Genomic DNA, 14,978 nt, shown 5'->3' with positions numbered 1-14,978 from the left:
GCACGCTTCAGGAGGACGCAGGGAAAGGCCGTGGCGCTTGAATCGAGCGCCACGCGGTCTGATCTTTCAGCGTTGTCGTCCCTCCGCTCACAGGTCACGCTGCGCTGTGCTCCTGAATCTGCTCAAGCCAGTAGGCCACATCCACCTCGTCGATCTGCTCGGTGCGCAGGAAGCGCTCGGCATATTGACGGTATACCCCGCTGCAGAGGAACAGCTGTAGCAATTGGCCATCGACGTGCCCCTCGCGGGCCATGGCCACCAGGATTTTCACCGATTCGGACAGTGTCTTCGGGGGTTTGTAAGGCCGGTCTGCTGCCGTCAGGGCTTCGAAGATATCGGCAATCGCCATCACCCGCTCGGCAACGCCCAGGTCCTGCCCGCCCAGACGGCGCGGATAGCCGCTGCCGTTCATCTTTTCGTGGTGGTTGCCGGCGATGTCGGGTACCCGCTTGAGCTGGCGCGGGAGCGGCAGCGCGCTGAGCATGATGATGGTCTGCACGATGTGTTCGTTGATCTTGAAGCGTTCTTCATCAGTCAGCGTGCCACGGCGGATCGACAGGTTGTACAGCTCGCCGTAGTTGCTGGCGTGGCCTGGCAGATGCATGTCGAACCCCCAGATATTCCGCGGGTCGTCCTTGACCACCGGCGGCGTGCGGGTGCCCCAGGGCACGCAGTGTTCGGGGCGGTCGGCCAGCAATGGCTCCTCTGTCGGTAGTGCAGGCTGCGGCACGCCGACAAGGCGTTCCGCTTCATCCCGGGAGATGCCCAGGCGGTTATCGAAATGGCGCAACCAGCGACGCTTGCCGATCACCTGCAAGCGCTGGATATCAGTGTCCTGCATGAACTCGCCGCCGATGTTGGCCTGGGCGACGAAAGCGAAGTCGTCCTGCAGCTCGGCCTGGCTTCGGCTCAGTGCGGCTTTCAGTACCTGCTGGTCGACGCCGCTGGCCAGGCCTTGCCAATAAGCCAGCTCCGCATCGCGCCACAGCACTTCGAAACGCATGCGTACTTCGTGAATGCGGTTGTACAGGGTCTCCAGCTTGGTCGCCTTGTCCACCACGTACTCGGGGCTGGTGACCTTGCCACAATCGTGCAGCCAGGCTGCCACACGGAACTCGTATCGCTCTGCCTCGGTCATGCTGAAGCTGGCGAACGGGCCGCTGTCGGCTGCCACTGCCTGATCCAGCAGCATCTGCGCCAGCTGAGGCACCCGCTCGCAGTGGCCACCGGTATAGGGGCTCTTGGCGTCGATGGCGTCTGCCAACAGCTTGATCATGGCGTCCAGCAAGCATTGCTGGGCTTCGACCAACTGGCGGGTCTCGATAGCCACTGCAGCCACACCGGACAACTCCTCGACAAAGCGCCGGAATGCCTCACCCACCCGCTCCGGCGCCTGCTCTTCGTCCATTTGCAGGACCAGGATGCCCAACAGTGCCTGACTACGATCATACAGCACCACGGCCAGACTGCGCTCATGCAGGCCGAGGGCCCGGGTCACTGCTAAAGCCAAGTGCTGGCGTGCGCCTTCATCCACTGCCAGTTCGCTTGGGTATTGCTCACCGCGGCACGAGGCGGCCAGGCGCAGCAAAGCCTGTTCGGCGTCGTACAGGTACACCACGCCGGCGTCGCCCCCGGCAGCCTCCACCAGATGGTTCAGCACGCCGTCGAGCATGCGCTCCAGGTTTCGCTCACGGCTGAGCGTAAGGGTAATCGCCTGAAAGTGGCGAATCGTACCGGCCATGCGGCTCAACACGCGGCTCAGCTCACGCACCTCGGAAACCCGCGAGTGCACGCCCACTTCACGGCTGAAATCAAAGCTGGCCAAGCCTTGAACCTGTTCACGCAACAGCCGCAACGGGCGGCCAATGCGCCGGCCAAGCACACCGCCAAGCACCAGCAACACGGCCATCAGCGCCACGGTCCAGAGCAACTGCTCGAACAAGACTTTGCGTGCCCCTACCAGCAGCTCGTGGCCAGGTACGGCAATCAGCACTTGCAAGTCGTGCCCGGCCAGAGTGGTCAGCTGCACACGAATGCCATACCAGGTCTGGCCATCCACCTGATAAGGCTGGGGCTGGTTGCCCGTCGGCAGGTCGGCGTATAGCCGCGCCAGGCTGGGAGCGCCCAGCTCGGCGACACGTGACAGGCGCACGCCTTGCCCATCGTGCACGATTGCCCGCTGCGGGTCCGGATAAGCCACAACATCGCCTTGGTCATCGACCACAACGATCTCGGTACCCGGGGTCATGCGCAGGTCCTGAATCTCACTGGCCAAGTCGTTGACCGAAACGTCCAGGCCGATCACGGCCCCACCGTCGACGCTACGTTGGGCCATGGTCAAGCCGACCTCGCGGGTGGTGAAGAACACATAAGGGCGGGTCAGCACAGTAGCGGATTGTACCGTGGCTTCAGCGAACCAGGGGCGCAGGCGTGGATCGAAGCGATATTCCGGTTTGGCCCGGGCCTGCAACAGCTTCAGCGCCCGATCATAAAAGCGCCACTCGCCCTGCACCTTCGCGCCCTCGCCACGGCTGACGCTCTGCACCAGAAATGCCGTGCCCGGTGGAGCGGCGAAACGCTGCATCAGCTGCGGGTCACGCAGGCGACGTACCAGCAGGAACTCGCCGCTGGGGTAACCCAGATAGGCGGCGCTGAGCATGCGATTGGCGTCCAGCATTTCCACCAGCTGTGGCAGCCGATCCATGCGCTGTGCCTGGGTGTGAAGCGTCGTGTTGTGGGCAAGCAGGCGGATGCTGCTTTGCGCCGGCTCGATCAGGCGCCTGGCGCGCTCATCGATGGTCTTGGCAACCTGCTGGGCAGCATCGCCAGCAGCAGCCACGAGGGTCTGGCGAATACCGCGATAGCCCTGCCAGGCCAGGGCGGCGCCGAGCAGCAGCATGCCCAGCACGATAGCCAGCGCCACCAGCCACTGCAGTGAAATACCACGTCCTGTATTGCCAACAACACGCCTCGTCGACACGCAGCCCATCCCAGGTACTCCATGTGCGGCACATTGCCTTGGCTGATGTCTGCAGCAGTGTAGAGTGCGCGTGAGCGTTCTGCCGGGCCGGCAACACGTTTACAGACGAGCGTGCAAGGCTTTGTACCGCGACACAGGCGACGTGGGCCATGATCAGGGCATCAGCCGCGCAACTGGTACCAGGTGGTCTTGAGCTGCGAATACTTGTCGAGCGAATGCAGTGACAGATCGCGGCCAAACCCCGACTGCTTGCCCCCACCGAACGGCACCGTCACATCCAGCGCATCGACCGTGTTCACCGATACGGTACCGGCTTTCAACGCCCGCGCTACCCGGTGCACCTGGTTGAAGTCGTCGCTCCACACCGAGGCTGCCAGGCCATAGATGCTGTCGTTGGCCAGGCGCACGGCTTCTTCTTCCGTGTCGAAGGCGCTGACCGCCAGCACCGGGCCGAACACCTCCTCGCGCGCAAGGCTCATGCGGCCCTCGACACCGGCAAAAATGGTCGGCTCGATGTAGTTGTCCGAACCTTCGACGGTCAGGCGTCGGCCGCCACACACCAATCGCGCGCCCTCTTGCCCGGCACGCACAATGGCGGCCTCGATGCGACCGGTCTGCCCGGCATCGACAATGGCCCCGGCGCGGCTCGCCGGATCCAGCGGGTTACCGGGCAGCCACTGGCGAGCCTTGGCCTGCAGGCGCTCGATGAACTCATCGTGAATGGCACGCTGCACGTACAGCCGCGAGTTGGCCGAACACACTTCGCCCTGGTTGAAGAAAATGCCAAAAGCGGCCTTTTCCGCAGCCAGGTCCAGGTCCTGGCAGTTGTCGAACACCAGGTTCGGGCTCTTGCCGCCGCACTCCAGCCACACCTGCTTGAGGTTGGACTGCGCCGAGTACTGCATGAAGTACTTGCCCACCTGGGTGGAGCCGGTGAACACCAGGCAGTCCACATCCGGGTGCAGGCCCAGCGCCTGCCCGGCCTGCTCGCCAAGGCCTGGCACCACGTTCAGTACGCCTTCCGGCAACCCCGCCTCCAGCGCCAGTTGGGCCAGGCGCAGGGCCGAGAACGGTGATTGCTCGGCGGGCTTGAGTACCACGCTGTTACCGGCAGCCAGCGCCGGGGCCAGCTTCCAGGCGGCCATGTCGAGGGGGAAGTTCCATGGCACCACGGCAGCGACCACGCCGAGGGCTTCGCGGGTGATGGTGGCCAGCGCATTGGCAGCAGTGGGCGCCACCTGGTCATACAGCTTGTCCAGCGCCTCGCCGTACCAGGCGAACACATGGGCAGAACCCGGCACGTCGATGTTGTAGGCGTCCATCACAGGCTTGCCCATGTTCAGCGAGTCCAGCAAGGCCAGTTCTTCACGATGGGCCATGATCAGCTCGGCCAGGCGCAGCAGCACTTTCTTGCGCTCGCCCGGCGCCATGCGCGGCCAGGGGCCTTGCTCGAAGGCTCGACGGGCGCTGGCGACAGCCAGGTCGACCTCGGCATGGCCGCAGGCGGTAACCTGTGCCATTACGTTGTTGGTGGCGGGGTTGATGGCTGCGAAGGTGGCGCCATCCTGTGCGTTGACGGGTTTGCCGTCGATCAGTGCATGGGCCGGAAGGTAGAGGTCCGAGGCGCGTTGTTGCCAGAATTCGAGCGTGTACATTTGTACTCCAGGCGACCGTCGTGGCGGTCCTTCTTGCGCAAGTAACAGGTACCACACAGTCCGCAAGCGCGCCGCGCCTCCTCTGTGGGAGCGGGCGTGCCCGCGAATCAGGCGACACGGTGGATGGCACCGGCTTCGCCGGTGTTCGCGGGCATGCCCGCTCCCACAGGGGAAACCGGTTGCCCTTGGCAACGGCTTAGAGCTTGCCGACCAACCGAGCGGTGCGGTCCACGGCAATGCGGGTTTTCTCCACCAGCTCATCCAGCTCGCTGTGGTTGGCGATCAAGGCCGGGGCCATGATCATTCGGCCCAGGGTCGAGCGAATGATCACCCCTTCCTCGAAACCAAAGGTGCGGCACTGCCAGGCCAGGTCGTTCTCGTTGGCAAAGCGCTTGCGCGTCGGCTTGTGCTCGGCGAACTGCAGCGCCGCCACCAGCCCGGCCCCTTGCACCTGGCCGATCAATGGGTGGTCGGCAAACACTTCCCGCAGGATGCGCTGCAGGTACGGCCCCGTGTCGTCCTTCACCTGGCGCACGATGCCTTCGTCACGCAGCGCCTTCAGGTTGGCGATGGCCACTGCTGCCGCCACCGGGTGGCCGGAATAGGTCAGGCCGTGGGCAAAGACCCCGCCGCGCTCCACCAATGCCTCGGCAATGCGTTTGCTCAGCACCAGGCCCCCCATGGGCACATAGCCGCTGGTCAGGCCCTTGGCAATCGACAGGGTGTCGGGCTCGAAGCCGAAGTATTCATGGGCGAACCATTCGCCGGTGCGGCCAAAGCCACCAATCACCTCATCGGCGCACAGCAGCACGTCGTACTGGCGGCAGATACGCTGGATTTCCGGCCAGTAGCTTTCCGGCGGGAAGATCATGCCGCCCGCCCCCTGGAAGGGTTCGGCAATGAAGCCGGCAACGTTTTCGGCACCCAGCTCGAGGATCTTTTCCTCCAGTTGCAGGGCGCAGCGTCGGCCGAACTCGGCCGGGGTCAGTTCACCGCCCTCGGCGTACCAGTAGGGTTCGTCGATGTGTGCCACATCCGGAATCAACCCGCCCATGTCGTGCATGAACTTCATGCCGCCCAGCGCCGTGGCCGCCAGGGTCGAACCGTGGTAGCCGTTCCAGCGGCCGATCATGATTTTCTTGCTTGGCTGGCCAACCACCTGCCAGTAGCGGCGTACGGTGCGGATCAGTACCTCGTTGGCCTCTGAGCCAGAGTTGGTGTAGATCGCGTGGCTGTAGTGCCCCGGCAGCAGGCTGAACAGCAGCTCGGACAGTTCGATCACCGCAGGGTGGGTGGTGTGGAAGAACATGTTGTAGTAGGCCAGCTGATCCATCTGCGTGGCCGCAGCGGCCGTCAGGTCACGGCGGCCATAACCGAGCTGGGTGCACCACAGGCCGGACATGCCATCCAGGTAGCGCTTGCCCTCACTGTCCCACAGGTGCAGGCGTTCGCCACCGACGATCACACGCGGCCCTTCGGCGTTCAGCGCCTTCTGGTCGAGGAAGGCATGAATGTGGTGGGCTGCATCGGCTGCCTGGTAGTCACGGGTCTGGCGTTGCGGGGCGAAAGGCGCGTTCATTGTTGGTTTTCCTTTGCGGTGGGGTTGCAGGGCGGCTGGCGTTCAGCGCAGCTTGCCCATGTAGCTTTCCAGCGGGTCCTTGCCCAGCACGCCCTGGGCATTGGCCAGCGCATCGATGAACAGGGAGAACAGTTCGGACTGGGTGCCGATGTCGAGCTTGGCGTAGACGTTCTTGCGGTGCGACTTGATGGTGTCTTCCGACACTCCCAGCCGCTCAGCCAGTGACTTGGTCGAGTGGCCACGCAGGATCAGCTGGGCGATACGGCATTCACGCTCGGTCAGCAGCGAGCTGCCGAAGTTGTTAAGGGCGGCATGGATACGTTGCTCGAGGATGTTCTCGAAGCGGCCTGCGCGGCTGTCCAGCCCGGCAAAATGCTTGCCGAGTACCGCCAGCACCCAAGGCGTGATGAGCCCGAACCGCGTGCGGCTTTGCCCATCCAGCTTGTCGGTGAAGGCCAGCGACACCGCCAAGCTTTGCCCGGGCGCCACCTGCAGGATGTAGTTGAGTTCATCCTCCAGGTGCGAGTGGCGGTAGAACGATTGGTAGTACTCGCTGACCTCGAAGTGATCGGGTGCCACTTCGAACAGGCCGTAACAGCCGGATTCGACCTGTTCCACACAAGCACCGTAGAACGGGTCAAGCAGGTAGAAGCCCGACAGGTAGCGGCTGACATTGCCCTCGGGCTGCCAAGGCGCCTTGTCATCCTGCTCGAACAGCGCACAGGGCATGCCGTCGTGCGGGTACAGGTACACCGTGGTCGCCTGGATCGGCCGGATCACACCCAATGCCGCAAACAGGCTGGCGGCAAAGCCCGGCCGGCCGATCGCCTCGGTGACCTTGGCCTGGTGCTCGAACCATTGTTCTGAAAGCAGTTGATTAGTCACTGTGGGCCTGCCGTTTCTTTTCAGTGGCACCGCCGCCAGTGCGGTGCGTCGTTGAGCAGATACTCCCACGGCGCTGCTGGCACCGGAATCACCCTTTGGGGTGAGCCGGGCAAGGGCAGTGGCCGCTCACCCCAAAGGGTGATTCCGGGTACCTGCAGGGTGTGGGAGCATCGACCTGCCCCAGCGCTGCGAGCTTCCCGCTCGACCTCCTTGCACAACACCCAACGGTTGCGAGCCCGCTCGCCTGCCGCGGTGTCCTGCATCCCTTTTCAGGAGTTAGCAATGCATACAACAACAAGTACAGCCCATAGCCCCGCCCCGCATGCACCCTCGCAACCCGGCACCAGCACCGGCCGCTTCCGCAAGTCCATGAGCATGACCGCCCTGGTGCTATTTGGCCTGGCCTACATGGTGCCCCTGGCCGTATTCACCACCTACGGGCTGGTCACCCAGATGACCAAAGGGCACCTGCCCACCGCCTACCTGCTCACGCTCGCCGCCATGCTGCTGACCGCTTACAGTTACGGCCGCATGGTCCAGGCCCACCCCTACTCCGGCTCGGTCTACACCTACACGCGCAAGGCCTTCGGTAGCCATATCGGCTTCATCACCGGTTGGACACTGCTGCTCGACTACATCTTCCTGCCGCTGCTCAGCTACCTGCTGATCGGTATCTACATGTCGGAATACTTCCCGACCATCCATGCCTGGGTGTGGGTGGCGGGCTCCATTGCCCTGGTCACCTTCCTCAACCTGATCGGCATCGAGTCGATCACCCGGGTCAACTGGATACTGGTAGTGGTGCAACTGGTGTTCATCATCGTCTTCGTCGCCTTGTCCATTCTCAAGCTCAGCGGACAGGCGGAGCCGGTGTCGCTGCTGGCCCCTTTCCACCACGAAGGCTTCAGCGTGCCGTTGATCATGACCGGTGCCGCCGTACTGTGCCTGTCGTTCCTCGGTTTTGATGCGGTGTCGACCATGGCTGAGGAAACCAGCAACCCGACCTACCGCATTCCCGTGGCGATTCTTGCGGTGTCGTTGATCGGCGGGCTGCTGTTTCTGGTGGTGTCTTATTGCGCACAGATGGTGTTCCCCGACTGGGGCAGTTTCGCCGACCCGGATTCGGCCTCGGTGGACGTGATGCGCCGGGTGGGCGGCGAGCTGCTGGTAACCGCCTTCACCGCTACCTACGTGGCCGGCTGCTTCGCCTCGGCCATGGTGTCCCAGGCCAGCGTGTCGCGCGTACTGTTCGCCATGGGCCGCGACGGTGCATTGCCGCGGGCATTCGGCCAGCTGGTGACGAAAAAGCGCGTGCCGGCCACTGCCATCCTGGTGGTCAGCCTGCTGTCGCTGATCGCCCTGGTGATCACCCTGGATACCGTGGCCAACATGATCAGCTTTGGTGCACTGTTCGCCTTCTCGGCGGTGAACCTGGCGGTGGTCAAGCACTACCTGGTCGACCAGAAACTGCGCGGTTGCCGCAACGGCCTGCTGTACGGCGTAATTCCCGGGCTGGGCTTTATCAGCACGCTGTGGCTATGGAGCAGCCTGACCAGCCTGTCGTTCACCATCGGTCTGTGCTGGATGGGCATGGGCCTGTTGGTGCTACTGGTGCTGACCCGGGCGTTGCGCGTGAAGCTGCCAGAGCTGCAGATGGCCGAGTGACACCTGACGACTTGCGCGCCTTTGCCTCGCGGGAACCGGTGCTGGAACGCAAGGCCGGGCGCCGAGGCAGTGCGCGCATTCATGGGTTTAACCTGTGCCGGCCGCTTCGCGGTCTTACCTGCTGAGAGGCCGGCACTGGTGCTCCGGGCTGTATACAATCAGCAAAAAGCTTGCTTACAATACCTAGCGCCTATGACATCGGTAATCGCCGATGCGTATTGCGCAGGCTTGCACCATGTCATCTACAAACCCTGTAAAAACGCTACTCGTCAAAAACGCCGCGCTGCTGGTCACCATGGACGGCGAGCGTCGCGAGATCAAGAACGGCGGCCTGTTCATCGAAGACAACCTGATCAGGCAAGTCGGCCCCAGCGATACCCTCCCGCAGCACGCCGACGTGGTTCTGGACATGGCCGGCAAAGTGGTCATCCCAGGGCTGGTCAACACCCACCACCACATGTACCAGAGCCTCACCCGCGTGGTACCGGCAGCTCAGGACGGCGAACTGTTCAACTGGTTGACCAACCTGTACCCAATCTGGGCGCGCCTGACCCCCGAGATGATCGCGGTGTCGACCCAGACCGCCATGGCCGAGCTGATTCTCTCCGGCTGCACCACCTCGAGCGACCACCTGTATATCTACCCCAACGGTTGCAAGCTCGACGACAGCATCCACGCGGCTGCCGAGATCGGCATGCGCTTCCACGCCGCGCGCGGCAGCATGAGCGTGGGCCAGAGCCAAGGCGGCCTGCCACCTGACTCGGTGGTGGAAAAGGAAGCCGACATCCTCAAGGAGTCGCAACGCCTGATCGAGGACTACCACGATGCCAGCCACGGCTCGATGCGCCGCATCGTGGTCGCGCCATGCTCGCCGTTCTCGGTCAGCCGCGACCTGATGCGCGAAGCTGCCGTGCTGGCGCGCCAGTATGGGGTGTCGCTGCACACCCACCTGGCCGAGAACGTCAACGACATCGCGTACAGCCGCGAGAAGTTCGGCATGACCCCTGCCGAGTACGCCGAAGACCTTGGCTGGGTCGGCCACGATGTATGGCATGCCCACTGCGTGCAGCTCGACCAGCACGGCATCGAGCTGTTCGCCCGCACCGGCACCGGCGTGGCCCACTGCCCATGCTCGAACATGCGGCTGGCCTCGGGCATCGCCCCGGTGCGCAAGATGCGCGACCACGGCGTGCCGGTGGGCCTTGGGGTCGACGGCTCTGCCTCCAACGACGGCGCCAGCATGATCGGTGAAGTGCGTCAGGCCCTGCTGCTGCAACGGGTGGGCTTCGGCCCTGACGCGATGACTGCACGCGAAGCTCTGGAGATTGCCACCCTGGGTGGCGCGAAAGTGCTCAACCGCAATGATATCGGCGCCCTGGCCCCAGGCATGGTTGCCGATTTCGTCGCCTTCGACCTAGGCCATGTGGCGTATGCCGGCGGCCACCACGACCCATTGGCGGCACTGGTGTTCTGCACCCCGACACAGGTGCATACCAGCGTGATCAACGGCCGCGTCGTAGTGAAAGATGGCCAACTGGCCACTGTCGACCTGCCGCGCGTACTGGAGCGCCACAACCAGCTGGCACATCAGTTGGTCAGTGGCACTTGATGCCAGGCATCAGCTCGGCATCGCCGGCTTGAATGAAAATAGTGCGCAGCCCTTTGGGCTGCGCTGTCACACAGCGAGATGTCCACTCAAAGGTCCATGACCATCTCATGCCAAGCCATGCCGCCGTGGTCCGACGGCGACGGTTTCACGTACTGGTAGCCCAACTTCTGGTACAGGGCCACATGCTGCTCCTTGCACATCAGGTGAATGGTCTGCTTGCCCGCCGCGTGCATGCGTCCGATGAATTCGTTCATCAACACTTTGGCGTAGCCTTTGCCCTGGTGGGCCGGGTCTACAACCACCGACATGATCACCACGTTCGCTGCCGCCGGGTCATGGCCGACCAGCTCTTTGAATGCCTCGTCGGACATCACGACCTCGTGGGCGCAACCGCTGTTGATGAAACCAACGATCTCGCCGTCACTTTCCAGCACCAGGAAGCCTTGTGGGTACTGCGTGATACGCGTGCGGATTTTCTCCAGCGTGGCTGCCTCATCCCCTTCATAGGCGCCAATTTCGATGGCGTAGCAACGCTCGGCATCTGCGGGGACGGGGGTGCGAAACTGGAGGGCGCTCATGGCAAGTATCCTTGGCAATGGTAAAGGCAGCCGCCATGATAAATGAGCATCGTCCTTGCGCTCCATCATTGCGAACTCGCTCAGGTCGGGCGTGTGATGCTTGCTGCTTGCCAAGGACGGCAAGCATCATGGGAGCCTTGCTCTATTGCCACGGATACGCCGATGACCGCTGTAACTTCCCTCACCACCGAACCAAGCCGCTGCAAACGCCTGAAAGCGGCCAGCAGCAGGGATCATGACAGCGTTGATCAACTGGTGATGGCAGCGCGGCCTTTCGAGAACCGCGCGCGCTATGGACGCTTCCTGCAGGTGCAGCACCGCTTTCATGGCAGCCTGCTGGCGTTGTATCAGGATGAACAACTCAACCAGCAACTGCCTGGGCTGGCGGCGCTGTCGCGTTTCGCGGCGGTAGAGGCCGACCTGCTCGACCTGGGCCTGCCACTGCCAACGTCCCCCCAACCGGTCTGCGTCAGCTCGGCCCAGGCCCTGGGATGGCTGTATTGCAGTGAAGGTTCGAACCTGGGGGCGGCGTTTTTGTTCAGGCACACACAACGTCTTGGACTGGATGGCGACAAGGGCGCCCGCCACCTGGCCCCCCACCCGGATGGCCGAGCGCTGCATTGGCGCGAGTTTGTTGCCAGGCTGGACAGCCTGGTGCTGGGGGAACAGGAAGAAGCAGAGGTGGTGGCAGGCGCGATTGCTGCGTTCGACAGTTATCGGGGGCATCTGCGTGAGGTATTTGCAGGCAGTTGACTGAGCGCAATGGCACCTGTTGCGGGTACTGCCCAGCACCAGCCACCCCGGCAAAGTTCTTCAAGTTGTTGCTGCAGCGAACTTTTTCTTGATTCCCTGTCTATGTGTGAGGCGCAGAAAGGTAGCGGAACGCGAGACAAGGTTCGCCCCACACCTGCTGGCCAGATGGCTCAATTGTTATCAGAGGTTAGCTACGCTCATGAAAATACATGTCGCAAGGTTGGTGCTGCTCGGCCTGTTCTCGTTCGCGGCGGTGGGCACGGCATCGGCAACACAAATGAAAGCCACCGAGGCAGTTGCACCGGCCGTTCAATCACCGTTGCAACCAGCCGGCAACCCTTGGTCCAGGGTGGCCAGTGCGGCCGTTGAACAGCCGGCCACGCTGCTGGCGCATGATGACGATCGCTGGCATGGCCACCGAAGCGACTGGCGCCGCGAACAGTGGCGGCGTGAACAAGCCCGGCGGGACTGGGAGCGGCGGCGCGACTGGGAACGGCGCCGTGATTGGGAGCGCCGCCATGAGCGCGCTATGCGCCAGCGTCATCATGACGAGCATCGCTACTACCGCCGTTGAAGCCCATGCGAGCGTGCAGACGCGGTGTCAGTCGGCCAGCTGGTGAGCATCGCCCGCCGCCTCTGCCTCCATCTTCAAGCGGTCAGCCTTGCAGATGTATTTGGGCTTGCGCGGCGCCAGTTTGGCACTGGCCTTCTTGGCATGCGCCTGCAACAGTTGCTTGATCTTCTTACGACGGTTCATGGTCCACGGGGCCTGTCAGTACGGTTTAGCTGCCGCCATCATACCTCGGCAGCCTGGGGAAAACGCGGGCAAAGGCCAAGTTCATGCCTGCCAAGGCCGCAGCAGGACACATGATTCGCCGCGTTGACGTTATTTTCACAGTCCGCAGATTAGCGTCACGCCCTTTCCGGCCACGAGCACGACCGCTGGCCGCCAAGGTACGACGAGGCATACGTGTCACACACTACATCCCCCGCCGCGCACAAGCGCGTGGACTGGGCCGGCTTGGGCTGGCTCTTGCTGTTCTTCTGGTATTTCTCCGGCGTAACCCAGGCGTTACTACTGTTCAGCGGGACTACCGGCTTCGCCGGTTTTCGCGATGCGCTATTCCTCAGCAGCCTGTGGCTGGCACCCGTCCTGTTGCTGCCGCGCTTCACCCGCGCCACCGCGGCAATCATCGGCCTGGTGCTGTGGGCTGCGTCGCTGGTTGGCCTGAGCTACTTCGGCATTTATCGCCAGGAGTTTTCACAAAGCGTCATCTTTGTGATGTTCGAGTCCAACACCGCCGAGGCCGGTGAGTACTTCAGCCAATACTTCAACGTGTGGCTGGGCCTGGCACTGGTGCTGTACACGCTGGTTGCGGTACTGCTGTGGCGACGCGTGCGCCCGGTCAACCTGCCGTTGCGCAGCCGCCTGCCGGTGGTCGCGCTATTGCTGGTGGCCAACCTGGTGTGGCCGTTCTACAAGCAGATGGTCACCCAGGAACGCAACTTCGCCGATGCGCTCGAAAAAGTGCAGCAGCGCATGGAACCGGCCGTACCTTGGCAGTTGCTGGTCGGCTACCGCCAGTATCGCCAGCAGCTGGACAACATGCAGAAGCTGCTGGCCCAGAATGCCGCACTGCCACCGCTGCAAAACCTGCGTGACAGCAGTGGCAAGGCGCCACGCACCCTGGTACTGGTGCTGGGCGAGTCGACTACCCGCGAGCACATGCACCTGTATGGCTATAACCGCGACACCACGCCCAACCTCGACGCGCTGGCCGCCAGTGACAAGGGCCTGACCGTGTTCCGCGACGTGGTATCGCCACGCCCGTACACCATCGAAGTGATGCAGCAGATCCTCACGTTCGGCGACGAGCAGAACCCGGACCGCTTCCTCAGCGCCCCATCGCTGATCAACCTGATGAAACAGGCAGGCTACAAGACCTTCTGGATCACCAACCAGCAGACCATGACCAAGCGCAACACCATGCTTACCACTTTCTCGCAGCAGACGGACGCGCCGGTGTACCTGAACAACCAGCGCAACCAGAATGCCAGCCAGTACGATGACGTGGTGCTGGCACCGTTCGAGAAAGCCCTGCAAGACCCTGCGCCCAACAAATTCATCATCGTGCACCTGCTGGGCACGCACATGGACTACCGCTACCGCTACCCGGACGCCTACGCACACTTCAACGACAGGCAGGGCGTGCCAGGCACGCTGACGGCGGACCAAGTAGAAACCTATAACTTCTATGACAACGCGGTGCGCTACAACGACTATGTGGTGTCGACCCTGATCAAGCGTTATTCGGCAGGCAACCCCAATGGGTTCCTGATGTACCTGTCCGATCATGGTGAAGACGTGTACAGCTCCGGTGACCACGACCGCCTGGGGCGCAACGAAGGCGCACCGACCCGGCCGATGTACACCATCCCGTTCCTGCTGTGGACTTCGCCTAGCTGGCAGGCCGACCACCCGCGTGACTTGCAGGCAATGGCCAACCGCCCGTACAGCAGCTCACACCTGATTCACACCCTGTCTGACCTGGCCGGGTTGAGCTATGACCTCTATGAACCGGCCAAGAGCCTGGTCAGCCCACAGTTCTTGGTAGCGCCACGCTGGATCGGCGACCCATACCGCAAGGATGGCTTGCGCGAGTTCGATCAGCTACCGCGGGACAAGGCCGACGGGGTACAGGAAACAGCCAGCACCCGGCAGTAAATGAGGCCACGGTTCATGCAGGGCAGCTTCCCTGCCGGGCACTCCCCCGCACCGCCTCGGCCAACTTGCGCAGGTTGGCCTGGTGCGCATTCACCAGGCTGGTGATGCTGTTGTCCGCGGCAGTCTGCACCGACGTACGGCAGGTCAGCTCGGCCTGCCCTTCCTGCTTGAGGCGCCACACGGCCTCCAGCGAGGCGTAGCGCCCTGGCACCGTGTCGAAGCGCTGCACATCCACCCGCAGCGACGCCTTGCCAGCGCCCGCCGGGCCGCCCAACTGGTCCTGCAGGGCGCTGCGGAATTCATCCACCAGGTTGGCGCCCCACCACTCCGTCTCCAGGATGGCCAGGCCGCTCTGCCCTTGCCGCACCACCAACTGTGGGCGGTCGACCTGGGGCGGCACGGCTACCCTGATAACCTGGATGCGCTGGCCGCTGCCACGCACCGGTTCGCTCGGTACCAGCGTGTGGTAGTTGTTCGGCGTACTGCTGCAGCCCCCGAGCCACACCAGCAGGCTGGCCACACATACATTGCGCAGTCGTTGCATCGGCT

12 protein-coding genes are annotated in these 14,978 nt (G+C 63.2%); 5 read left to right on the top strand and 7 right to left on the bottom strand.

The window, feature by feature from the left end:
• Positions 1–94 precede the first annotated feature (94 nt).
• From INQ47_RS01010 to INQ47_RS00995, 4 genes are all read right to left on the bottom strand, one after another.
• Complete coding sequence (locus INQ47_RS01010) at positions 95–2,989, bottom strand: HD domain-containing phosphohydrolase (RefSeq protein ID WP_404700819.1); 2,895 nt, start codon at positions 2,987–2,989, stop codon at positions 95–97.
• A 152-nt stretch (positions 2,990–3,141) separates the two neighbouring features.
• A complete protein-coding gene (locus INQ47_RS01005) occupies positions 3,142–4,635 on the bottom strand; it encodes an aldehyde dehydrogenase (protein ID WP_404700818.1) in 1,494 nt (497 codons plus the stop codon).
• Positions 4,636–4,831: 196 nt separating this feature from the next.
• A complete protein-coding gene (locus INQ47_RS01000; protein ID WP_103444580.1) occupies positions 4,832–6,214 on the bottom strand; it encodes an aspartate aminotransferase family protein in 1,383 nt (460 codons plus the stop codon).
• Positions 6,215–6,256: 42 nt separating this feature from the next.
• A complete protein-coding gene (locus tag INQ47_RS00995; RefSeq protein ID WP_010953510.1) occupies positions 6,257–7,099 on the bottom strand; it encodes a helix-turn-helix transcriptional regulator in 843 nt (280 codons plus the stop codon).
• Positions 7,100–7,381: 282 nt separating this feature from the next.
• Here INQ47_RS00995 and INQ47_RS00990 point away from each other — a divergent pair, with 282 nt between their 5' ends.
• Together INQ47_RS00990 and INQ47_RS00985 are read left to right on the top strand one after the other, a co-directional pair.
• Positions 7,382–8,764 (top strand): APC family permease, encoded by a 1,383-nt coding sequence (locus INQ47_RS00990; protein WP_404700817.1) that lies wholly within the window; start codon positions 7,382–7,384, stop codon positions 8,762–8,764.
• Positions 8,765–8,999: 235 nt separating this feature from the next.
• Positions 9,000–10,373: an 8-oxoguanine deaminase gene (locus INQ47_RS00985; RefSeq protein ID WP_252459930.1), complete on the top strand. Its 1,374-nt coding sequence runs from the start codon at positions 9,000–9,002 to the stop codon at positions 10,371–10,373.
• Between the two features lie 86 nt (positions 10,374–10,459).
• Here the strand turns inward: INQ47_RS00985 and INQ47_RS00980 are convergent, their stop codons facing one another.
• Entirely contained in the window at positions 10,460–10,951 is a 492-nt protein-coding gene (locus tag INQ47_RS00980) for a GNAT family N-acetyltransferase (protein WP_404700816.1), read from the bottom strand.
• Positions 10,952–11,113: 162 nt separating this feature from the next.
• Between INQ47_RS00980 and INQ47_RS00975 the strand changes: the two genes are divergently transcribed.
• Both INQ47_RS00975 and INQ47_RS00970 read left to right on the top strand, forming a co-directional pair.
• Positions 11,114–11,704 (top strand): biliverdin-producing heme oxygenase, encoded by a 591-nt coding sequence (locus tag INQ47_RS00975; RefSeq protein WP_404700815.1) that lies wholly within the window; start codon positions 11,114–11,116, stop codon positions 11,702–11,704.
• Between the two features lie 199 nt (positions 11,705–11,903).
• A complete protein-coding gene (locus INQ47_RS00970) occupies positions 11,904–12,278 on the top strand; it encodes a hypothetical protein (RefSeq protein WP_028698074.1) in 375 nt (124 codons plus the stop codon).
• A gap of 27 nt (positions 12,279–12,305) precedes the next feature.
• Here INQ47_RS00970 and INQ47_RS00965 read toward each other — a convergent pair whose 3' ends face one another.
• Complete coding sequence (locus INQ47_RS00965; RefSeq protein WP_252459935.1) at positions 12,306–12,461, bottom strand: DUF2986 domain-containing protein; 156 nt, start codon at positions 12,459–12,461, stop codon at positions 12,306–12,308.
• Between the two features lie 213 nt (positions 12,462–12,674).
• Between INQ47_RS00965 and INQ47_RS00960 the strand changes: the two genes are divergently transcribed.
• Positions 12,675–14,429 (top strand): phosphoethanolamine transferase CptA, encoded by a 1,755-nt coding sequence (locus INQ47_RS00960; protein ID WP_252459936.1) that lies wholly within the window; start codon positions 12,675–12,677, stop codon positions 14,427–14,429.
• 13 nt (positions 14,430–14,442) lie between these two features.
• Here the strand turns inward: INQ47_RS00960 and INQ47_RS00955 are convergent, their stop codons facing one another.
• Positions 14,443–14,973, bottom strand: coding sequence for a membrane integrity-associated transporter subunit PqiC (locus tag INQ47_RS00955; RefSeq protein ID WP_404700814.1), 531 nt, complete (start codon positions 14,971–14,973; stop codon positions 14,443–14,445).
• Between the last annotated feature and the right edge of the window lie 5 nt (positions 14,974–14,978).

This window comes from Pseudomonas sp. 3HC3, assembly GCF_044904505.1.
Taxonomy (GTDB): domain Bacteria; phylum Pseudomonadota; class Gammaproteobacteria; order Pseudomonadales; family Pseudomonadaceae; genus Aquipseudomonas; species Aquipseudomonas putida_Y.
The sequence above is the reverse complement of the archived record's forward strand: the minus strand, read 5'-3'. Positions and strand labels throughout refer to the sequence as shown.

Excerpts from the sequence above, each read along its gene's own strand:
- INQ47_RS01010 (WP_404700819.1), bottom strand. The coding sequence starts at position 2,989 with ATGGGCTGCGTGTCGACGAGGCGTGTTGTTGGCAATACAGGACGTGGT.
- INQ47_RS01005 (WP_404700818.1), bottom strand. The coding sequence starts at position 4,635 with ATGTACACGCTCGAATTCTGGCAACAACGCGCCTCGGACCTCTACCTT.
- INQ47_RS01000 (WP_103444580.1), bottom strand. The coding sequence starts at position 6,214 with ATGAACGCGCCTTTCGCCCCGCAACGCCAGACCCGTGACTACCAGGCA.
- INQ47_RS00990 (WP_404700817.1), top strand. The coding sequence starts at position 7,382 with ATGCATACAACAACAAGTACAGCCCATAGCCCCGCCCCGCATGCACCC.
- INQ47_RS00985 (WP_252459930.1), top strand. The coding sequence starts at position 9,000 with ATGTCATCTACAAACCCTGTAAAAACGCTACTCGTCAAAAACGCCGCG.
- INQ47_RS00980 (WP_404700816.1), bottom strand. The coding sequence starts at position 10,951 with ATGAGCGCCCTCCAGTTTCGCACCCCCGTCCCCGCAGATGCCGAGCGT.
- INQ47_RS00975 (WP_404700815.1), top strand. The coding sequence starts at position 11,114 with ATGACCGCTGTAACTTCCCTCACCACCGAACCAAGCCGCTGCAAACGC.
- INQ47_RS00970 (WP_028698074.1), top strand. The coding sequence starts at position 11,904 with ATGAAAATACATGTCGCAAGGTTGGTGCTGCTCGGCCTGTTCTCGTTC.
- INQ47_RS00965 (WP_252459935.1), bottom strand. The coding sequence starts at position 12,461 with ATGAACCGTCGTAAGAAGATCAAGCAACTGTTGCAGGCGCATGCCAAG.
- INQ47_RS00955 (WP_404700814.1), bottom strand. The coding sequence starts at position 14,973 with ATGCAACGACTGCGCAATGTATGTGTGGCCAGCCTGCTGGTGTGGCTC.